The sequence below is a fragment of the Pseudomonas sp. R1-7 genome (genome assembly GCF_051132105.1).
GTDB lineage: Bacteria > Pseudomonadota > Gammaproteobacteria > Pseudomonadales > Pseudomonadaceae > Aquipseudomonas.
This window is the reverse complement of record NZ_CP071661.1, coordinates 638,583-658,524: the sequence shown is the minus strand read 5'-3', so window position 1 is coordinate 658,524 and position 19,942 is coordinate 638,583. Positions and strand designations below refer to the sequence as shown.

The following is a 19,942-nucleotide window of genomic DNA, read 5'->3' as shown; positions in this document are numbered from 1 at the left end:
CTTGCTCGCGATAGCGGCATACCAGTCGACTTTCGCGTCACTGATACACCGTCATCGCGAGCAAGCTCGCTCCCACAGGGGTTACTGCAAGATCAGGCTTTTTTGGCCGCCGCCTTGGCGCCACGCTGACGCAGGGCCTCGAACAGGCACACACCCGTGGCGACCGAGACATTGAGGCTGCTCACGCTGCCAGCCATCGGCAGCTTGACCAGGTAATCGCAGTGTTCGCGGGTCAGCCGGCGCATACCCTTGCCTTCGGCCCCCATGATCAGGATCGTTGGGCCGGTCAGGTCCTGGTCATAAATGCTGACCTCGGCCTCGCCCGCCGTGCCGACAACCCACAGGCCGCGCTGCTGGAGCTTTTCCAGAGTCCGCGCAAGGTTGGTCACTGCCACCAACGGAATCACTTCCGCCGCGCCGCAGGCGACTTTGCGTACTACCGGCGTCAACGTCGCCGACTTGTCTTTAGGCACGATCACCGCCAGCGCGCCGGCAGCATCCGCCGAACGCAGGCAGGCGCCAAGGTTGTGCGGGTCGGTCACGCCGTCCAGCACCAGCAGCAGGGGTGCGCCTTCGGTGCGATCCAGGAGTTCGTCAAGCATCGCTTCGCCCCACACCTGGCTCGGACTCACCTCGGCCACGACGCCCTGGTGCACGCCCTCGACCCAGGCGTCCATCTCGCGCCGCTCGGCCTGGCCGAGCGCAACACGGTTTTCACCGGCCAGCTCAACCAGGGTCTGGACGCGCGGATCGCTACGCCCTTCCGCCAGCCAGATCTGCTTGACCCGCTTGGGGTGGTGACGCAGCAACGCTTCCACGGCATGCACGCCGTAGATTTTTTCCAGTTGACTCATGACTTGGCCTTGGGTTTACGCGCCCCGCCACTCTTGGCTGGGGCCGAGCCCGCTTTCGGCGGGCCTTTACGATGTTTGCTCGGCTTGCTGCTCGCCTTGTCGGGAGCCGACCGTCCAGTTTTGCCGCCAGACGCCGCTTTACCGCCGCTCTTGGCTTCGGCCAGCAAGGCCTGTTTCATTTCTCGGCTTTTGCGCAGTTCGGCGTTTTTCGCCGCGGCATCGCTCGGGCGATAGGCTTCGACGGCCTTTTCCTTGGCCGGACCGCGACGCCCGGACTTGGACGATGCCGGCTCGGCTGCGGTCTTGGCCGCAGGCGCGGCGGTCTCGGGGCCGCGTTTTTTGCGACCGATCGGCGCGCTGATGGTTTTTTCCGCCATCTCGAAGTCGATCTTGCGCTCGTCGAGGTCGACGCGCATTACCCGCACTTCGACGGTATCGCCAAGACGGAAGCTGCGACCGGTGCGCTCGCCCGCCAGGCGGTGGTGCACAGGGTCGAAGTGGTAGTAATCGCCCGGCAGCGCCGTGACGTGCACCAGCCCCTCGACGTAGATATCGGTCAGTTCGACGAACAGGCCGAAGCCGGTCACGGCAGTGATCACGCCCGGGAACGACTCACCCACGCGATCCTTCATGTATTCGCACTTGAGCCAGTTCACTACGTCGCGAGTCGCTTCGTCGGCGCGCCGCTCGCTCATCGAGCATTGCTCGCCAAGCTGCTCCAAGGCCGCTTCGTCGTACGGGTAGATACGCGCCTTCGGAATGGTCATCGCACCGGCACGCTTGACGTGCGGGGTGTTCATCTTCGAATGGATCACGCTGCGGATGGCCCGGTGCGTGAGCAGGTCGGGGTAGCGGCGGATCGGCGAGGTGAAGTGGGTATAGGCTTCGTAATTCAGGCCGAAGTGGCCTTGGTTGTCGGCGCTGTACACCGCCTGGCTCAACGAGCGCAGCATCACAGTCTGGATCAAATGGAAATCGGGACGATCCTTGATGCTCGCCAGCAGGGCCTGGTAATCCTTCGGCGAGGGGCCTTCCTTGCCTTTGTGCAGGGACAGGCCCAGCTCGCCGAGGAACGCCCGCAGTTTTTCCAGGCGCTCGGGCGGCGGGCCGTCGTGGACCCGATACAAGGCTGGGATTTCATGCTTTTTCAGGAATTCGGCCGTGGCGACGTTGGCCGCCAGCATGCATTCCTCGATCAGTTTGTGGGCATCGTTGCGCACGGTCGGCCGGATTTCGGCGATCTTGCGCTCGGTGCCGAAGATGATTCGGGTTTCCTGGGTTTCGAAATCGATCGCGCCGCGCACGTGACGCGCCGCCAGCAGCACCTTGTACAACGAATAGAGCTGCTTGAGGTGCGGGACGACGTCGGTGTACTCGCCACGCAGCTTGCGCGACTCGGCCAGCTTCGGCGTTTCCAGCATCGCGCTGACCTTGTTGTAGGTCAGGCGGGCGTGGGAGTGGATTACGGCTTCATAGAAGCAGTAGTCCGTCATCTCGCCGGCCTTGGAGATGGTCATCTCGCAAACCATGGCCAGGCGATCGACGTGAGGGTTGAGCGAGCAAAGGCCGTTCGACAACTGCTCGGGCAGCATCGGCACGACGCGTTCGGGGAAATACACCGAGTTGCCGCGCACTTGGGCTTCGGCGTCCAGCGCCGAACCGAGCTTCACGTAGCTGGAGACGTCGGCAATGGCGACGTACAACTTCCAGCCACCGGAGAACAGGCGCAACTTGCCAGGCCGGGCTTCGCAGTAGACCGCATCGTCGAAATCCCGGGCGTCTTCACCGTCGATGGTGACGAACGGCAGGTGACGCAGGTCGATGCGCTTCTCTTTGTCTTTCTCTTCGACTTCCGGCTTGAGCTTGGCGGCCTCTTTCAGGACCGCTTCAGGCCAGACGTGAGGAATATCGTAGGTGCGCAGGGCAACGTCGATTTCCATCCCCGGCGCCATGTAGTTGCCGACCACTTCCACCACATCGCCTTGCGGCTGGAAGCGCGGGGTTGGCCAGTGGGTAATCTTCACCTCGACGAACTGGCCAATCTGCGCGTTGGCATTGCGGCCTGGCGTGACCAGCACTTCCTGCTGGATCTTCGGATTGTCGGCAACGACAAAACCGATGCCACCTTCCTCGAAATAACGCCCCACGATGGTTTCGTGTGCACGGGACACCACCTCGACGATAACGCCTTCGCGCCGTCCGCGACGGTCCAGGCCGGAAACCCGGGCAAGTGCACGGTCGCCATCGAACACCAGGCGCATCTGCGCCGGGCTCATGAACAGGTCATCGCTGCCATCGTCGGGAATCAGGAAACCGAAGCCGTCGCGGTGACCGGCGATACGGCCCAGGATCAGATCGAGCTTGTCGACCGGGGCATAGGTGCCGCGCCGGGTGTAGATGAGTTGAGCATCGCGCTCCATGGCACGCAGACGGCGGCGCAGGGCTTCGAGCTGGTCCTCGGTGGTCAGGCCGAATTCTTCGACCAACTGCTCACGGCTAGCAGGCGAACCCCGATCGGCGAGATGCGCCAGGATCAGTTCGCGGCTAGGAATAGGGTTTTCATATTTTTCCGCTTCACGAGCGGCCTCGGGATCGAGGGACTGCCAATCGGCCATTAGAGAGTTTTCACCTTGTCTATATGCGGGTTAGTTTGGCATAGGCGTAATGAAACGGGAAATTTCAAGCGTCAGATGCCTTTTCTAAAGTCTTTCGACAGGCCTTTGAAGCCCCTGATTGCACCGCTCGTGAAATTTAGCGTTTTTTTTTCGCCCAGGGGTTTACAGTTAAAAACACGCTCCGTATAGTGCGCGCCATCGACGACGTACACACGTTGCCGATGTTGCCCAGATGGTGAAATTGGTAGACACGCCAGCTTCAGGTGCTGGTGACCGCAAGGTCGTGGAAGTTCGAGTCTTCTTCTGGGCACCAATTTCGAGCAGCAGGTCAGTAGCCTGCCAGCTTCAAAAAAAACCCGCGAAAGCGGGTTTTTTGCGTTTCCACCTCTGCAATTGCGTTTGGCAATTATCAAAATAAAAACAGGGGTTTACAGATCAAAACTCGCTCCGTATAGTGCGCCACATCAACAGCGGCAACGCTGAAGATGCTGCCCAGATGGTGAAATTGGTAGACACGCCAGCTTCAGGTGCTGGTGACCGCAAGGTCGTGGAAGTTCGAGTCTTCTTCTGGGCACCAATTCAAGCTTCAAGGCCACACGCCTTGAACCTCACAGAAACCCGCGAAAGCGGGTTTTTGCGTTTCCGGGATCCGGAAATCCCTCGCCACAAGCGTCAGACACCCGGACGCACATGAGAAACAATATCGTTTATCATTGTTACAAGTTTTTGCTACACGACAGTGAGGAACCCCGCGAATGATGTTTCGATCCACCCTGCGCCGCGCCCTGACCTTCACCCTGCTCGGCCTCACCCTCGCAACGCCCCTCACCCAAGCCGCCGACAAGGTGGAACTGACCCTCTACAACGGCCAACATAAAGAAGTCGGCGATGCATTGGCCAAGGCCTTCGAAGCCAAGACCGGCATTCACGTCAATGTGCGCAAGGGCAGCAGCAACCAACTCGCCAGCCAAGTCGTCGAAGAGGGCAACCGCTCCCCCGCCGATGTGATCTATACCGAGGAGTCGCCGCCGCTGAACAAGCTAGGCGAACAAGGCCTGCTGGCGAAGATCGACGATGCGACCCTCAACGTGCTTCCCACTGACTATGTCGCCAACAACGGCACTTGGATGGGCGTGACCGCTCGCGTTCGCGTGGTCGCCTACAACCCCAAGCTGATCGATGAAAAGGACCTGCCTAAAACCGTCCTGGATTTCGCCCAGCCACAATGGCAAGGCAAGGTCGGCTTCGTCCCGACCAGCGGCGCGTTCCAGGAACAAGCGGTGGCGATCATCAAATTGCACGGCCAGGAAGCCGCCGAGGAATGGCTCACCGGGCTGCGCGCCTTCGGCAAGGTCTACAGCAACAACATGGTCGCCCTCAAAGCCGTGGAGAACGGCGAAGTGGCGACAGTCCTGGTGAATAATTACTACTGGTTCGCCCTGCAGCGAGAGAAGGGACAGCTCGATTCCAAACTGCATTACTTCACGGGCGGTGATGCCGGTGGCCTGGTCACCGTCTCCAGCGCCGCGGCACTGAAATCCAGTCAACACCCCAAGGAAGCCCAACAGTTGCTTGCCTACATGGCCAGTGAAGAAGGCCAGCGGGTGATTACCCAGACGTCCGCTGAATATCCGCTGCACAAGAGCATGACCTCGGATCGCGGCCTCAAGCCGTTCAATGAACTGGAGCCGCCCAAAGTCACCCCGGCCGACCTCGGCAATGCCGAAGAAGCCTTGGAACTGGAACGCGAAGTCGGCCTGAACTGATGACGCGGTCGTTAAGCGCCTCTCCCGCAGCCGGGGCTTACCTTCCCCGGCGCAAGCGCCCGTCGATCGGGCTGATGCTGCCAGTGCTGCTGCTCGTCCTGCTGAGCCTGCTGCCACTGTTGTACGTGGCTACAAAGGCATGGCAGGCCGGCTGGGCGGAGGCATTGCACTTGTTGTGGCGGCCTTATGTCTTTGGTTTGCTGCGCAACACATTGGCGCTGATGGTCGGCGTCACGCTGACCTGTGGAGTGATCGGCCTGTCACTGGCCTGGCTGCTGGAGCGCAGCAATCTGCCGGGGCGTCGTGTCTGGGGCGTTGTCCTGTGCCTGCCCTTCGCGGTGCCGGCGTTTGTCAGCAGCTTCACTTGGGTATCCCTGAGCGCGCAGTTCGAGGGACTGGGCGGGGCAATCCTGGTGATGACCCTGTCCAAATATCCGCTGGTCTTTCTTCCCGTGGCCGCAACGCTGCGCAACCTCGACCCATCCCTTGAAGAATCAGCCCGCACCCTGGGACATAACCGCTGGGGCGTGTTCTTTCGCGTCACCCTGCCCTTGCTCTGGCCTTCGCTATTGGCCGGCTCCCTGCTGATTGCCCTGCACATGCTGGTGGAGTTCGGCGCACTGTCGATCATCGGCCTGCAGACATTCACCACCGCGATCTATCAACAATTCGAGCTGGAATTCAGCAACGCCAACGCCGCCATGCTGTCAGCGGTGTTGCTGGTGCTGTGCCTGGTGCTGTTGTGGCTGGAACTGCGAGTACGCGGCAAGAGCCGTCATGTTCGCACCGGGCAAGGCGCAGCACGCCAGGCCGAACACGTACGCCTCGGCTCCTGGAGGCTTCTCGGGCAACTGTATTGCCTGGCGCTGGCAATCATCGGCAGCGGCATCCCGCTGGGAATGCTGGCGTACTGGCTGGCTATGGGGACTTCCGCGGCATTCCCGGCGGGCGAGATCGGCGAAGCGCTGCTGTCATCCCTGGCGCTTTCGCTGGGCGGCGCCGCGCTCTGCCTTGTGTTGGCGGTGCCGGTCGGGCTACTGGTGGTGCGCCACAAGGGTCGGCTGGCGATATGGGCCGAACGCCTGCCCTACTTGCTGCACGCACTCCCCGGATTGGTGATCGCCCTGAGCCTGGTGTATTTCGCCCTGCACTATGTGCCCGTGCTGTACCAGACTTCCGGCCTGCTGCTGATTGCCTATGCGCTGCTGTTCCTGCCACTGGCCCAGGCCCCGGTGCGTACGGCGCTGAACAAGGCCGCGCCGCAGTTGGAAGAGGCAGCGCGAACGCTGGGGGCTTCGTCGTTCAGTGCGTTTTGCCGGGTGACCCTGCCGATCATCTTACCGGCGCTGGGCGCTGCGTTCGCCCTGGTGTTTCTGGACGCGATGAAAGAGCTGACCGCCACGCTGCTGCTGAGCCCGACTGGACTCAATACCTTGGCGACAGCGGTTTGGGCGCATACCTCGAATGTGGAATTCGCGGCGGCAGCGCCTTATGCGGCACTGTTGATTGTGGTGTCGGGGTTGCCGGTCTATTTACTGACGACGCGGATGTATCTGAGCCGCTGAGAGGGCTATCGCGAGCAAGCTCGCTTCCACAGGGATAACCAATGTGGGAACGAGCCAGCTCGCGAAGGGGCAGCCATGAATTTCGAATCAGGCCCTGAACTGCCCGAGGCTGGCCTTCAACTGTGCCGCCAGGTTATCCAGCACCTTGCCACTGGCCGTAGTCTCGACCACCGCCTGGGCAGCTTTCTCGGCCTGGGCATGAATGGTCTCGACCCGACCACGCACCGCTTGCGCGCCTTGGGCCTGATGCGCTGCTGCCTGGGTCGCCAAACCGATGGCCGCATGAACCTGCTCGACTGAGGCCTGCACCGACTGCTGCAGCCGCGCACTGTCACGCAATACCGACAGACCTTCACTGGCCTGCCGCCCGGCCTGGCCAATCGCAGCCACCGCTTCACGCGCCCCCTGCTGCAAGGCCACGATATGCGCCTGGATGTCGCCCGTAGAGCTCTGGGTCTTGCTCGCCAGCGCCCTCACCTCATCCGCTACCACCGCAAACCCGCGCCCGGTCTCCCCAGCCCGTGCCGCCTCGATGGCCGCGTTCAAAGCCAACAGGTTGGTCTGCTCGGCAATGCCATGGATCACCGTCAACACCACCTCGATCTGCTCGCTCTGCTGGGCCAGCCGCTCGATGACTTTCGCCCCCGTATCGACCTGCCCGGCCAACGCCTCGATCAAACTGCCGACCTTGGCCGACGTGCGGGTGGTTTCATCAGTGGCCTGACGAATCTCGACCACTTGCTGCAAGGCTGCCTGCATCGCCTGGCTTTCCGACTGCGCCTCATCGGCCATCTGCGACAGCGCACGCAGACTCTCCGCCACTTCATCGCGTTGCATACCGGCGGCCGCATCGGCGCCGGAGTTGCGCAGCGTCATCGCACCAATTTCCTGGCCGGTACGCTGGGCCACGTCCCCTGCCTCGCGCACGATGGGTTGCAACTTATCCACAAAGCGATTGACCGCCGAGGCCATGTCGCCAATTTCGTCCTTGCTGTTGATCTGCACGCGCTTGGTCAAATCGCCCTCGCCCGCCGCCAGGTCGTTCATCGCCGCGATCAACAGCTTCAGGCGATTGACCACCCGACGCCCCAGCACCACGGCAAGCAACACCAACACACCCAACCCCACGAGCGCCAGGCCCAGGCCGATGCGCCAGCGCAACGTCCCCGCAGCTTCCTGCACGGTCGCAGCAGTATTGGTTTGCATTTCGGTGGCGGTGGCCTGCGCCGAGCCCAGCCGGCCACGCATCGCGGTGGCACTGTCGGCAGCCGCGCCCTTGAGGCTGTCGCCCACCAGTTGATCGCTGCTGGCGATCAATGCGGAGAAACGCTGGTCAAGCGCCTTCAGGTCGGTCTCCACTGAAGCGGTGGAAACGCCCATCAGCACCTTGCCGATCTCCACACCGTTGGGGTTGATCGAGGCTTCGAGGTAATAAACCGATGGATCGTTCTTCGCCGCATCCAGCACCTTGTCCAAGGCACGATCGCCCTTGCCTTTTTCCAGCAAGGCCTTGTTGATCGGGTTTTCCCGGTTCAGATAGCGAGTCAGGTGTTCTCCAGCGGCGTCGTCATAAATCACAAACAGCACGTTGGGATTGCGCTGGGCCCGGCGGGCGAATTCGGAAAGGGTCGGGACGTCACTGTCCCACATGGCGCGAGGCGCAACGGAGGCCAGGAGCTGCGCCATATCATTGGCGGAATCCCTCAGGTCTTTTTCCAGGGTTGCACGCAGCTGGGCTTGCTCCTCCTTCAGACGCGAAGACAATCCAGCGGTCAAGCGCTGGCGGGTACTGGCGGACAAGCTGTCCAGGCTGGAGGTGACTTCGCGACCAGCCTGCTCCAACTCACCGGCCAACTTCTGGCTGTCGGCGCCCAGGCGCGAGCCCAGGTCGGACTCCAGCGCCGTGACCGTGCTTCGGGTCAGCGCAACGGCGACCAGCACCTGCACCAAAAGGGCGATACCGAGGGTAACGAACACAGGCCGCAATAAACGGCTTTGTAACAGTGAGAGAACGGCCGACACGTGAAATCCCTCTACCAAACGCCATTAATTTGATGGCACTCGTAGAAGCGGTGCCTTAACGAAGATGCGTAGCAAGTGTCATGCCGTCCGCCCGGTAGAAACGACAAAGGGCTCCCTAAGGAGCCCTTTGTTTGTTATATCAACGACTTATCAGGCAAACGGATGACGCAGGACGATGGTTTCGTTGCGGTCCGGCCCCGTCGAAATAATGTCGATCGGCGCGCCGACCAACTCTTCGACGCGTTTGATGTAGTTGCGCGCGGCCACTGGCAGCTCTTCCAGGGTCTTGGCGCCCACGGTCGACTCGGTCCAGCCAGGCATCTGCTCATACACCGGCTCCAGGCCGATGTAGCTGTCGGCGTCGGTCGGTGCGTCGATGACTGCGCCGTCCTGGTTCTTGTAGCCCACGCAGATGTTGATGGTTTCCAGGCCGTCCAGTACGTCCAGCTTCGTCAGGCACAGGCCCGAGATGCTGTTGACGTCGATGGCGCGACGCAGGATGACGGCATCGAACCAACCGCAACGACGGGCACGACCCGTAGTGGCGCCGAACTCGTGGCCGCGCTTGGCCAGGAAAGCCCCGACGTCGTCGAACAGCTCAGTCGGGAACGGACCGGAACCAACACGGGTGGTGTAGGCCTTGGTGATACCCAGGATGTAGTCCAGGTACATCGGGCCGAAACCCGAACCGGTGGCGATGCCGCCGGCAGTGGTGTTGGAACTGGTGACGTACGGGTAGGTGCCGTGGTCGATGTCCAGCAGCGAGCCCTGGGCGCCTTCGAACATGATGTCCTTGCCGGCGCGACGCAGTTCGTGCAGCTCGGCAGTGACGTCGAGCATCATCGGCTTGAGCAGCTCGGCGTATTCCATGCACTCGTCCAGGGTCTTCTGGAAGTCGATGGCCGGCTCTTTGTAGTAATTGACCAGGACAAAGTTGTGGTAATCCAGCAACTCGCCCAGCTTGGCGGCAAAACGCTCACGGTGGAACAGGTCACCGATGCGCAGGCCACGACGGGCTACTTTGTCTTCGTAGGCCGGGCCGATGCCGCGACCGGTGGTGCCGATCTTCAGCTCGCCACGGGCCTTTTCACGGGCCTGGTCCAGCGCCACGTGATAGGACAGGATCAGCGGGCAGGACGGGCTGATACGCAGGCGCTCGCGCACCGGCACGCCTTTCTCTTCCAGCTTGATGATTTCCCGCAGCAAGGCGTCGGGGGCAACCACCACACCGTTGCCGATCAGGCATTGGACGCCTTCGCGCAGCACGCCCGACGGAATCAGGTGCAGGACGGTTTTCTCACCGTCGATCACCAAGGTGTGGCCTGCGTTGTGGCCACCCTGGTAGCGCACTACGGCGGCAGCATGTTCGGTCAGCAGATCAACGATCTTGCCTTTGCCCTCATCACCCCACTGGGTGCCCAGGACTACGACATTCTTACCCATAACACTTGTCCTCATTCGCGCAAACTTGGTGCCGGCTCCAGGCCGGCAGGAAAACTCAAGAAGCCAGCGGCAATACTTGCCAAAGCCCGTTCTGCTGAATCAATTGCCGGTCGCAGTCCGCTTCACGGGCGGCGGCCAAAGGTTGCCCAGGCAACGCCTGGACGACACGCTGACCCTCGCTGCGCAACTGGCAGACTGCCTGCCAGAGTGCCGCATCCGTACTGTCAGGCATCCAGATACCGCCAGACGGTAGCTCGATTTCAGCACGCCCCAGGGTCACCAGGGTTTTCAAATCGGTAGAGAAGCCGGTCGCCGGACGTGCACGGCCAAAATCGGCGCCGATGTCGTCGTAGCGTCCACCCTGGGCGATGGACTGGCCGACACCCGGTACAAACACCGCGAACACTACGCCGGTGTGGTAGTGATAACCGCGCAGCTCACCCAGGTCGAAATACAGCGGCAACTCGGGGAAACGCACCGACAGACGCTCGGCAATCGCCAACAGGTCGTCCAGCGCCGCCAACACCGGAGCCGGCGCACCGGCCAGGCGCTCGCGCGCGGCATCCAGCACTTCACGGCCGCCGCAAAGGTCCACCAATGCCCGCAGCATGCCGGACAGGTCGCTCGGCAGGCCTTCGGTCAGGCTGATGACTTCATCGATGGCCTTGCGCTGCAACGCGTCGAACAACCGCTGCTCGACGTCTCCAGACAGGCCGGCCGCACGGGCCAGGCCGCGATAGATGCCGACATGGCCCAGGTCCATGTGGACATCCGGCACGTCAGCCAGTTGCAGCATGGCCAACATCAGGCTGATGACTTCCACGTCGCTGCTTGGGCTGGCATCGCCATACAGCTCGGCACCCAGCTGGATCGGGCTGCGCGAAGACGACAAGGCACGCGGCTGGGCATGCAGGACACTGCCGGCGTAGCACAGGCGGCTCGGGCCTTCGCGGCGCAGAGTGTGGGCATCGATGCGCGCCACTTGAGGGGTGATGTCGGCCCGGAAGCCCATCTGCCGCCCCGATTGCGGGTCGATAACCTTGAAGGTGCGAAGATCCAGGTCCTGGCCCGCGCCGGTCAGCAGGGATTCCAGGTACTCGATATGCGGGGTAACGACGAACTCGTAACCCCAGCTCTGGAACAGATCCAACACCTGCCGACGCGCTACTTCGATACGCGCGGCTTCCGGTGGCAGTACTTCTTCGATGCCATCTGGCAGCAGCCAGCGGTCTACCGTTGCCATTACGCCATTCCCCTATGGTCCGGGCGGCCAGCTTTCGGGCTGGCCTTGAGTGAAGCAGAAAATGCCCACGTCATGCGAAAAACCGCAAACAACGCGCAAGGGCGACGTGACGAATGGCCCTGGATCGGCCTCGCCAAGCACTTTCCTCGAAAAACCTGTCGGGTCATTCGACCCGATGCCTGCACGGATAAACCACAATCGAACGTGCAGACGCAAAAAAGCCGGGAATTTCCCGGCTGCCGCATCATACACACGTTTTCCCAAAGGATCACCCCGCCCGACGTTTTAGCCGCCGGGCGGAGTGCTTCAGGTCAACGCCGTATCAAGGCTTGGCCTTTTCCAAGTAATGGAAAAAGTCGCTGCTTGGGTCCAGGACCAACACGTCGGATTTATTCGCGAAGCTTTCACGGTAGGCACGCAGGCTACGGTAGAACGCATAGAACTCCTGGTCCTGGCCATAGGCCTTGGCGTAGATGGAAGCGGCCTGGGCATCACCATCACCGCGGACCTCTTCCGATTCACGATAGGCTTCGGCCAGCAGCACGCGGCGTTGGCGATCGGCGTCGGCACGGATGCCTTCGGCCAGCTCGTTACCCTTGGCGCGGTGCTCGCGAGCTTCACGCTCACGCTCGGTGCTCATGCGCTCGAACACGCTGCGGTTCACTTCCTTCGGCAGGTCGATGGCCTTGACCCGCACATCGACCACCTCGATACCCAGCTCTTTTTCCGCCATCGCGTTCAGCGAGCGGGTGATGTCGGACATGAGCGCATCACGCTCACCGGACACCACTTCATGCAGGGTACGCTTACCGAACTGGTCACGCAGGCCCGACTCCAGACGACGGGACAGACGCTCGTCGGCGATCTGCTTGAGGCCGGAAGTCGCGGTGTAGAAGCGCTCGGCATCCTTCACGCGCCACTTGGCGTAGGCATCGACCATCACGGCTTTCTTTTCCAGCGTCAGGAAGCGCTGCGTCGGTGCGTCCAGCGTCATCAAGCGAGCGTCGAACTTGCGCACCTTGTTGACGTACGGCACCTTCACATGCAGCCCTGGCTGGACATCAGCCTCGACCACGCGACCGAATTGCAGCAACACCGCGCGCTCGGTCTGAGCCACGATGTAGAAGCAGTTCCAGGCAGCGATCGCCACGACGACACCGACAATAAGGGCGATCAGCGATTTATTGCTCATCAGCGACTCTCCCTGGTACGTGCTTGCTGTTGCTGCAGGTCCGCCGCCGCGCGGGCGTTGGCTTCATTGCTGGCCGCTGCCGCCGCGCCGGTTGGCGGCGTGCCGGTGTTGCGACCACTTTCGACCATCTTGTCCAGCGGCAGGTACAGCAGATTGCTCTGGCCGTTCTTGTTCCCGGTCACGAGGACCTTGCTGGTGTTGCTGAAGACTTCCTGCATGGTGTCCAGGTACAGACGCTGGCGGGTCACTTCAGGGGCCTTGCGATACTCGGCGACCAGCTTGGTGAAGCGATCAGCCTCACCCTTGGCACGGGAAACCACTTCGTCGCGATAACCGTTGGCATCCTCGATGATGCGCTGGGCCTGGCCACGGGCTTCCGGCACGACGCCGTTGGCGTAGGTTTCGGCCTGGTTGCGCGAACGCTGCTCGTCTTCACGGGCGCGGATCACGTCGTCGAAGGCTTCCTGCACTTCGCGCGGAGCCGCTGCGCTCTGGACGTTGACCTGGGTGACGGTGATACCGGTGCGATAGGTATCGAGGAACCGTTGCAGGCGCTCCTTGATTTCGCTGGCCATCAGCTCACGACCTTCAGTCAGCACCTGGTCCATGGCGGTGGAGCCCACCACATGGCGCAGCGCACTTTCAGTCGCATGTTGCAGGCTGATTTCCGGCTGGTCGACGTTCAGCACGAAGTCCTGCAGGTTGGTGATCTTGTACTGCACGGTCAGCGGCACTTCGACGATGTTTTCGTCTTCGGTCAGCATCTGGCCCTGCTTGGTGTAGGCACGCTCACGCGTGACGTTCTCCATGTACTTCTGGTCGATCGGCGGGAAATAGATGTTCAGGCCCGGGCCGACGGTTTCGTAGTACTTGCCGAAGCGCAGCACCACGGCCTGCTCCTGCTCGTCCACGACATAAACCGCGCTGTACAGCCAGACAGCCGCGAGCACGACAAGACCGATGCCGAGCAGGCCAAAACCGCCGCCCTTGCCCGGACGGCTGCCGCCATCGTCACCGCGTTTCTTACCACCGCCGAACAAACCGTTCAGGCTTTCCTGCAGCTTGCGGAAGGCCTCGTCGAGATCCGGTGGTCCCTTGCGGTCGCCGTTGTTACGACGCTTGCCGCCCCAGGGATCCTGGTTATTCGAGTTGCCACCCGGCTCATTCCAAGCCATAGCGCTCTCCATCTGATAAAGCAAAGACGCACCCGCGGCGCGCCGGCCAATGCTACAGAATGCCTGACACAGCTTTCTCAGGCTTTTATTGCAAAGTGTGTTGCTCGATGAATTCCATCGGTTGCAGCCCTTCGCGACTGACCAATCGGTTCAGTTCCGATCGAGGCAGGCGAACGGCCAGCAGGCAGATGCCTTCTTCGTCGTGTTCTTCTTTCTGCACCGCCCCCAACTCGAAAAACTGCGCACGCAACCGGGCAAAATGCTGCGGCAGCTTCAAGGTGCCAACGAACAGGTCATCACCCAGCAGCTCCGCCACCGCCTGCTTGAGCAGGTCCAGGCCGCTGCCATCACGGGCTGACAGCCAGACCCGCTGCGGCTTGCCATCGGCATCGCGTTGGATCTGAGGCTCCACACCCTCGAGCAAATCGAGTTTGTTGTATACCTCCAGGATCGGCAAGTCCTGAGCCCCGATCTCGCCCAGCACCACCATGACCTGTTCGATCTGCAGCATCCGATCCGGTTCGGCTGCATCGATCACATGCAGCAGCAGGTCGGAGTTGCTCGACTCTTCGAGCGTAGCTCGGAAAGCCTCGACCAGCTTGTGCGGCAAATGCCGGATGAAACCCACGGTATCGGCCAGCACGATCGGCCCAAGGTCGTTCAGGTCGAGCCGGCGCAAGGTCGGGTCGAGCGTGGCGAACAACTGGTCGGCGGCATAGACGTCGGACTGGGTGACGTTGTTGAACAGGGTCGATTTGCCGGCGTTGGTATAACCCACCAGTGAAACCGTCGGGATGTCGGCCCGCTTGCGACCGCGGCGCGACTGCTCGCGCTGGCTGCGAACCTTCTCCAGCCGCCCCTTGATCTGGCGCAGGCGAACCCGCAGCAGGCGCCGGTCGGTTTCCAATTGGGTTTCACCCGGGCCGCGCAGGCCGATACCGCCTTTCTGGCGCTCGAGGTGAGTCCAGCCGCGGACCAACCGCGTGCTCATGTGCTCAAGCTGGGCCAGTTCGACCTGGAGCTTGCCTTCATGAGTCCGCGCGCGTTGGGCGAAGATGTCGAGAATCAGCCCGGTGCGGTCGATCACGCGACACTCGAAGACACGTTCGAGGTTGCGTTCCTGACTGGGCGTAAGGATGTGATTGAAAATCACCAGATCAATGTGCTCGGCCTTGACCAGGTCGCGCAACTCCTCGACCTTGCCACTGCCGATCAGGAACTTGGCGGTTGGCCGATGACGCGGCACGTTGAAAAACGCGACGGTCTCGGCGCCGGCCGAAATTGCCAATTCCTGAAACTCCTGCGGATCTTCGCGCGCCTCAGGGTCCTGTCCTTCCAAGTGAACGAGAATAGTCCGCTCACCACCACCGTGGCGCTCAAAGAACAAAGGAGGCTCCTATCAAGCGTTACCCGGCTCAGCGTCACCGCCTTCGGATTCGGTTGCGCTAGGCAGACGAATTGGACGAACAGGCACCACTGTCGAGATAGCGTGTTTGTAGACCATTTGGCTGACGGTGTTCTTCAGCAGGATGACGAACTGGTCGAAAGACTCGATCGTGCCTTGCAGTTTGATCCCGTTGACCAGATAGATGGACACCCCAACTTTCTCTTTACGTAAAGTGTTCAAGTAAGGGTCTTGTAGCGAATGCCCTTTTGACATGTGCCGCACTCCTTTAAGGATCAATTATAAAAATCGGAATTCAGATGGCTTGGGCCGTCACACCCCCAAGGATAGACGGCAATTGCAAGGACTCAGCTCAATATGGAGATGGTCCCGAGGTATTTCAAGGCGCGTGGCAGATTGTCGCAATCAAGGCTGTCAAGCCAATGCAAGTCAGTCCAGCTGCGCAGCCAGGTGAACTGGCGTTTCGCCAATTGGCGCGTGGCAATGATTCCACGCTCGCGCATCTCGGCTGACGTCAGCTTGCCGTCAAGGTAGTCCCAGACTTGTCGATAACCCACCGCACGTATAGACGGCAACCCGGCATGCAGGTCACTTCGCTCACGCAGGGCTACGACCTCGTCTATGAATCCCTGTTCCAACATTAATGTGAATCTTTGTTCAATTCGCCGATGCAGCACTTGCCGGTTCGCCGGAGCGATGGCCAGATTCGCGACAGTATAGGGCAATTGTTGCAGTCCCGAAGCGGCTGCTTCAGTACTTTGCGCAGATTGTCGCTGCCGCAGGGCCGTCATGCTCTGGCCGCTGACCCGATAAACCTCCAGGGCCCGGCTCAGCCGCTGCGGGTCGTTGGGGTGAATGCGCGCCGCCGACACGGGATCGACCACCGCCAATTGCTCATGAAGTGCCTGCCAGCCAAGGCGCGCAGCCTCTTCTTCGATCTGCGCACGCACCTCGGGGTCGGCCGCCGGCATGTCCGCCAAGCCGTCGACCAAGGCCTTGTAATACAGCATGGTGCCGCCCACCAGCAGCGGAATCTTGCCACGCGCGGTGATCTCGGCCATGGCCTGGAGCGCATCGCGCCGGAAATCAGCCGCCGAATAGGCTTCGGCCGGGTCCAGGATATCGATCAGGCGATGGGGAAATTCGGCCAGCAGGGCTTTCGACGGCTTGGCAGTGCCGATGTCCATGCCCCGGTAGACCAGCGCCGAGTCAACGCTGATCAACTCGCAGGGCAGGACCTTGGTCAGTTCGATGGCCAGGTCGGTCTTGCCGGCGGCCGTCGGCCCCATGAGGAAAATCGCAGGTGGCAACTGGCTCATCAACGACCGCGCAGGAACAGTTTGTCCAGGTCGTCGAGGCCCAGTTGGGTCCAGGTCGGCCGGCCATGGTTGCATTGACCGCTGCGCTCGGTGTTTTCCATGTCCCGCAGCAGGCCGTTCATTTCCGGCAGGGCCAGGCGCCGGTTGGCGCGGATCGCGCCGTGACAGGCCATGGTGCCGAGCAATTCATTCAAGTGCGCCTGGATCCGGTCGCTGGTGCCATATTCCATCAAGTCCGCCAGTACGTCGCTGACCAGGCGATTGGCCTCGGCCTGCTTCAACAACGCCGGGATCTGCCGAATTGCCAGGGTTTCCGGGCCCAGGCGCTGCAGCTCGAAGCCCAGGCGCTGGAACCAGCTCGTGTGCTCTTCGGCGCAATCGGCTTCGCGCTGGCTGACGGCCAGGGATTCGGGGACCAGCAGCGGTTGGCCGCTCAAGCCTTCGCTGGCCATGGCGATCTTCAATCGCTCGTACATGATCCGCTCGTGGGCGGCATGCATGTCCACCAGGACCAGGCCCTGGGCGTTTTCGGAAAGAATGTAAATGCCTTTGAGTTGCGCCAGGGCATAACCCAGCGGCGGGATATCACCCTGGCCGTCGGGCAACGCCGCTGGAGCGGTTTCAGGCAAAGGCTTGAAGAATTCGCGATACGCCGCCTGGGCCTCGGCTGCCGGCACGTTCGATTGCGGACGCGGGGTGTATTGATACTGGTAGCCACTGCCAGCGCCCCTTGCGGCGGTGTTATAGCTCGGTTGGGGCTGAGGTTGCTCCAGCAACGCATGGGCCGCCAGGCGCATTTCGCCCTGGGGACCGAATTCGCCTGCCTCCAGCCCGGTAGGCCGGACCATGCCGGCCACGGCCGCCGGGGCCGCCAACTGGTCTTCGGGACGCACATCGCCCAGGGCGCGGTGCAAGGTGCCGTAGAGGAAATCATGGACCATGCGCCCATCACGGAAACGCACTTCATGCTTGGTCGGGTGGACGTTGACGTCCACCACCGAAGGGTCGACTTCGAAAAACAGCACGAAGGTTGGGTGCCGGCCGTTGAACAGCACATCGCGATAGGCCTGGCGTACCGCGTGGGCCACCAACTTGTCGCGCACCGCACGGCCGTTCACGTAGAAATATTGCAGGTCCGCCTGGCTGCGGGAAAACGTCGGCAAACCGACCCAGCCCCACAGGTGCAGGCCATTGCGTTCCACCTCGATGGGCAGGGCCTGCTCCAGGAAACCCGCGCCACACACCGCACCCACACGCCGGGCACGGGCCGCATCATCGTTGGCTTCGTGCAGGCTGAGGATGGTCTTGCCGTTGTGCCGCAGGTGAAACGCCACGTCAAAACGCGCCAGTGCCAGGCGCTTGATGACTTCCTGCAGATGATCGAACTCGGTTTTCTCGGCCTTGAGGAACTTGCGTCGAGCCGGAGTATTGAAGAATAGATCACGTACTTCCACCGACGTGCCCACCGGATGGGCGGCGGGCTGTACGTGCGAAGCCATGTCGCGGCCTTCGGTCTCCACCTGCCAGGCCTGGTCAGCGCTGCGGGTGCGGGACGTGAGCGTCAGGCGTGACACCGAACTGATGGACGCGAGCGCCTCGCCACGAAACCCCAGGCTCATGACCCGCTCAAGGTCCTCCAGGTCACGAATCTTGCTGGTGGCGTGACGCGCCAGGGCCAGCGGCAAGTCGTCGGCGGGGATGCCGCGACCGTCGTCACGCACTCGCAACAGCTTGACGCCGCCCTGCTCGACATCGACGTCGATGCGCTTGGCCCCGGAGTCGAGGCTGTTTTCCAGCAACTCCTTGATCACCGACGCCGGGCGTTCGACCACCTCACCGGCGGCGATCTGGTTGGCCAGCCGAGGACTGAGCAGTTCGATGCGGGCGCTGCTGTCGATCACGTCGTCGCTCATTGCTTGGCCGCCACTTCATTGCCGGGAATGGTCAGGGTCTGTCCGATCTTAAGGTCGTCACTCTGCAGATTATTGGCGCTGCGCAAGGTTGCGGGCGACACCTGGTAGCGCACGGCGATCATCGCCAGGGTTTCCCCCGGGTTGACCCGATGGTCCCGAGGGCCCTGGGCGATCTTGCCCGAATCGCGCAGCCAGGCGATGTAGGTGCCCGGCGGTGGATTCTGCTGGAAGAACTGCCGAACGCCGCTGCTGATGGAGCGGGCCAAGGCCTGCTGGTGGCTCGACGACGACAATTTCGAAGCTTCGTTGGCGTTGGAAATGAACCCGGTTTCCACCAGGATCGACGGGATGTCCGGCGACTTGAGCACCATGAACCCGGCCTGCTCGACACGTTGCTTGTGCAATGGCGTGATACGGCCGATGTTGCTCAGGACTTTTTGTCCGACGTTCAAGCTGGAGGTCAACGAGGCGGTCATCGACAAGTCCAGCAACACACCGGCGAGCATCCGGTCCTTGTCGTCGAGGCTGACGTTGCCGGCACCGCCGATCAGGTCGGAACGGTTTTCACTGTCGGCCAGCCAGCGCGCGGTCTCGGAAGTGGCGCCACGGTCGGACAGGGCAAATACCGAGGCGCCGAACGCGGCCTTGGACGGCGCGGCGTCGGCATGGATCGAGACGAACAGGTCCGCGCCTTTCTTGCGGGCGATTTCCGTGCGCCCGCGCAGAGGAATGAAGTAATCGCCGGTACGGGTCAGCTCGGCGCGGAAGCCTTTCATGCCGTTGACCTGACGTTGCAGTTCGCGGGCGATGGCCAGCACCACATCTTTCTCACGCTGCCCGCGCGAACCCGAGGCACCGGGGTCTTCGCCACCGTGGCCCGCATCGATGACCACGATGATGTCGCGTTTGCCGGCAGGGGCCGGTGGCAGCTTGATCGCCGGCTCGGTAGGCGTGACCGGCACGGCCGGCAAAGTGGCGACTTTGGTCGGTGGCGGTGGTGCCGGCGCGGCGTCGGCCGGGTTATCGAACAGATCCACCACCAGTCGGTTGCCGTACTGGGCGTTGGGCGCCAGGGTGAAGCTTTTCGGGGTCACTGCTTGTTTCAGGTCGATGACCACCCGCAGGTCAGTCGGCGTCCGCTGGGCCGAACGCATGGCGGTGATGGGCGTATTGGCGGTGGGCACGTTCAACGGTGCACCCAGGGACGCGCCATTGATGTCGATCACCAGGCGATCCGGGGCGGTCAGGGTGAATACACTGTGCTGCACCGGGCCTGTCAGATCGAACACCAGCCGGGTATTGTCCGGCGCCCGCCACAGGCGAACGCTGTTGACCTTTGTCTCAGCCACAGCATCGACGGCCAGTGCCGTAAGCAACAGTCCTACGACAGCAACCACCGCGCGAAAGCGCATACCAAACCCCATCATCTA

At 62.0% G+C, this 19,942-nt stretch carries 14 protein-coding genes, 2 tRNA genes and 1 pseudogene; 4 read left to right on the top strand and 13 right to left on the bottom strand.

Features of this window, described 5'->3' with window-relative positions; translation table 11 throughout:
• Nucleotides 1-92: 92 nt before the first annotated feature.
• Both rlmB and rnr read right to left on the bottom strand, forming a co-directional pair.
• The gene (gene rlmB / locus J3P79_RS02950) at nt 93-854 is read right to left on the bottom strand and encodes a 23S rRNA (guanosine(2251)-2'-O)-methyltransferase RlmB (RefSeq protein ID WP_434608030.1); all 762 of its coding nucleotides are present in this window, start codon (nt 852-854) and stop codon (nt 93-95) included.
• Nucleotides 851-3,469 carry a ribonuclease R gene (gene rnr / locus J3P79_RS02945; protein ID WP_434608028.1) on the bottom strand — a complete coding sequence of 873 codons (2,619 nt, stop codon included), beginning with the start codon at nt 3,467-3,469 and terminating at the stop codon, nt 851-853. Before rnr ends, rlmB begins: the two co-directional genes overlap by 4 nt.
• 226 nt (nt 3,470-3,695) lie before the next feature.
• Between rnr and J3P79_RS02940 the strand changes: the two genes are divergently transcribed.
• From J3P79_RS02940 to J3P79_RS02925, 4 genes are all read left to right on the top strand, one after another.
• Nucleotides 3,696-3,782: transfer RNA gene (locus J3P79_RS02940), tRNA-Leu, on the top strand.
• A gap of 177 nt (nt 3,783-3,959) precedes the next feature.
• Nucleotides 3,960-4,046: transfer RNA gene (locus tag J3P79_RS02935), tRNA-Leu, on the top strand.
• Nucleotides 4,047-4,224: 178 nt separating this feature from the next.
• A complete protein-coding gene (locus J3P79_RS02930) occupies nt 4,225-5,235 on the top strand; it encodes an extracellular solute-binding protein (protein WP_434608026.1) in 1,011 nt (336 codons plus the stop codon).
• The gene (locus tag J3P79_RS02925; RefSeq protein ID WP_434608023.1) at nt 5,235-6,800 is read left to right on the top strand and encodes an ABC transporter permease; all 1,566 of its coding nucleotides are present in this window, start codon (nt 5,235-5,237) and stop codon (nt 6,798-6,800) included. The genes J3P79_RS02930 and J3P79_RS02925 overlap by 1 nt, the downstream gene beginning before the upstream one ends.
• Nucleotides 6,801-6,887: 87 nt before the next feature.
• On the opposite strand, the gene J3P79_RS02920 is transcribed toward J3P79_RS02925, so the two are convergent.
• From J3P79_RS02920 to J3P79_RS02870, 11 genes and pseudogenes are all read right to left on the bottom strand, one after another.
• Nucleotides 6,888-7,592: a methyl-accepting chemotaxis protein gene (locus J3P79_RS02920; protein ID WP_411829961.1), complete on the bottom strand. Its 705-nt coding sequence runs from the start codon at nt 7,590-7,592 to the stop codon at nt 6,888-6,890.
• Between the two features lie 201 nt (nt 7,593-7,793).
• A pseudogene (locus J3P79_RS02915) lies at nt 7,794-7,847 on the bottom strand (hypothetical protein); the annotation flags it as partial.
• Nucleotides 7,848-8,972: 1,125 nt separating this feature from the next.
• Nucleotides 8,973-10,265, bottom strand: coding sequence for an adenylosuccinate synthase (locus tag J3P79_RS02910; protein WP_003186407.1), 1,293 nt, complete (start codon nt 10,263-10,265; stop codon nt 8,973-8,975).
• A 55-nt stretch (nt 10,266-10,320) separates the two neighbouring features.
• Nucleotides 10,321-11,508, bottom strand: a complete 1,188-nt coding sequence (locus J3P79_RS02905) for an ATP phosphoribosyltransferase regulatory subunit (protein WP_434608021.1) — start codon at nt 11,506-11,508, stop codon at nt 10,321-10,323.
• Between the two features lie 322 nt (nt 11,509-11,830).
• The gene (hflC, locus tag J3P79_RS02900; protein ID WP_434608019.1) at nt 11,831-12,700 is read right to left on the bottom strand and encodes a protease modulator HflC; all 870 of its coding nucleotides are present in this window, start codon (nt 12,698-12,700) and stop codon (nt 11,831-11,833) included.
• Nucleotides 12,700-13,875, bottom strand: coding sequence for an FtsH protease activity modulator HflK (gene hflK / locus J3P79_RS02895; protein WP_039592537.1), 1,176 nt, complete (start codon nt 13,873-13,875; stop codon nt 12,700-12,702). Before hflK ends, hflC begins: the two co-directional genes overlap by 1 nt.
• An 85-nt stretch (nt 13,876-13,960) precedes the next feature.
• Nucleotides 13,961-15,262, bottom strand: coding sequence for a ribosome rescue GTPase HflX (gene hflX / locus J3P79_RS02890; protein WP_434608017.1), 1,302 nt, complete (start codon nt 15,260-15,262; stop codon nt 13,961-13,963).
• Nucleotides 15,263-15,274: 12 nt separating this feature from the next.
• Entirely contained in the window at nt 15,275-15,535 is a 261-nt protein-coding gene (gene hfq / locus J3P79_RS02885; RefSeq protein ID WP_003186419.1) for an RNA chaperone Hfq, read from the bottom strand.
• A 92-nt stretch (nt 15,536-15,627) separates the two neighbouring features.
• On the bottom strand, nt 15,628-16,599 hold the full coding sequence (gene miaA, locus J3P79_RS02880; protein WP_434608015.1) for a tRNA (adenosine(37)-N6)-dimethylallyltransferase MiaA: 972 nt from the start codon (nt 16,597-16,599) through the stop codon (nt 15,628-15,630).
• Nucleotides 16,599-18,512, bottom strand: a complete 1,914-nt coding sequence (gene mutL, locus J3P79_RS02875) for a DNA mismatch repair endonuclease MutL (protein ID WP_434608013.1) — start codon at nt 18,510-18,512, stop codon at nt 16,599-16,601. The genes miaA and mutL overlap by 1 nt, the downstream gene beginning before the upstream one ends.
• The gene (locus J3P79_RS02870) at nt 18,509-19,939 is read right to left on the bottom strand and encodes an N-acetylmuramoyl-L-alanine amidase (protein WP_434608010.1); all 1,431 of its coding nucleotides are present in this window, start codon (nt 19,937-19,939) and stop codon (nt 18,509-18,511) included. The genes mutL and J3P79_RS02870 overlap by 4 nt, the downstream gene beginning before the upstream one ends.
• Between the last annotated feature and the right edge of the window lie 3 nt (nt 19,940-19,942).

Excerpts from the sequence above, each read along its gene's own strand:
- mutL (WP_434608013.1), bottom strand. The coding sequence starts at position 18,512 with ATGAGCGACGACGTGATCGACAGCAGCGCCCGCATCGAACTGCTCAGT.
- hfq (WP_003186419.1), bottom strand. The coding sequence starts at position 15,535 with ATGTCAAAAGGGCATTCGCTACAAGACCCTTACTTGAACACTTTACGT.
- J3P79_RS02920 (WP_411829961.1), bottom strand. The coding sequence starts at position 7,592 with ATGGCCGATGAGGCGCAGTCGGAAAGCCAGGCGATGCAGGCAGCCTTG.
- rnr (WP_434608028.1), bottom strand. The coding sequence starts at position 3,469 with ATGGCCGATTGGCAGTCCCTCGATCCCGAGGCCGCTCGTGAAGCGGAA.
- hflC (WP_434608019.1), bottom strand. The coding sequence starts at position 12,700 with ATGAGCAATAAATCGCTGATCGCCCTTATTGTCGGTGTCGTCGTGGCG.
- J3P79_RS02905 (WP_434608021.1), bottom strand. The coding sequence starts at position 11,508 with ATGGCAACGGTAGACCGCTGGCTGCTGCCAGATGGCATCGAAGAAGTA.
- rlmB (WP_434608030.1), bottom strand. The coding sequence starts at position 854 with ATGAGTCAACTGGAAAAAATCTACGGCGTGCATGCCGTGGAAGCGTTG.
- J3P79_RS02925 (WP_434608023.1), top strand. The coding sequence starts at position 5,235 with ATGACGCGGTCGTTAAGCGCCTCTCCCGCAGCCGGGGCTTACCTTCCC.
- hflK (WP_039592537.1), bottom strand. The coding sequence starts at position 13,875 with ATGGCTTGGAATGAGCCGGGTGGCAACTCGAATAACCAGGATCCCTGG.
- J3P79_RS02870 (WP_434608010.1), bottom strand. The coding sequence starts at position 19,939 with ATGATGGGGTTTGGTATGCGCTTTCGCGCGGTGGTTGCTGTCGTAGGA.
- miaA (WP_434608015.1), bottom strand. The coding sequence starts at position 16,599 with ATGAGCCAGTTGCCACCTGCGATTTTCCTCATGGGGCCGACGGCCGCC.
- J3P79_RS02910 (WP_003186407.1), bottom strand. The coding sequence starts at position 10,265 with ATGGGTAAGAATGTCGTAGTCCTGGGCACCCAGTGGGGTGATGAGGGC.
- J3P79_RS02930 (WP_434608026.1), top strand. The coding sequence starts at position 4,225 with ATGATGTTTCGATCCACCCTGCGCCGCGCCCTGACCTTCACCCTGCTC.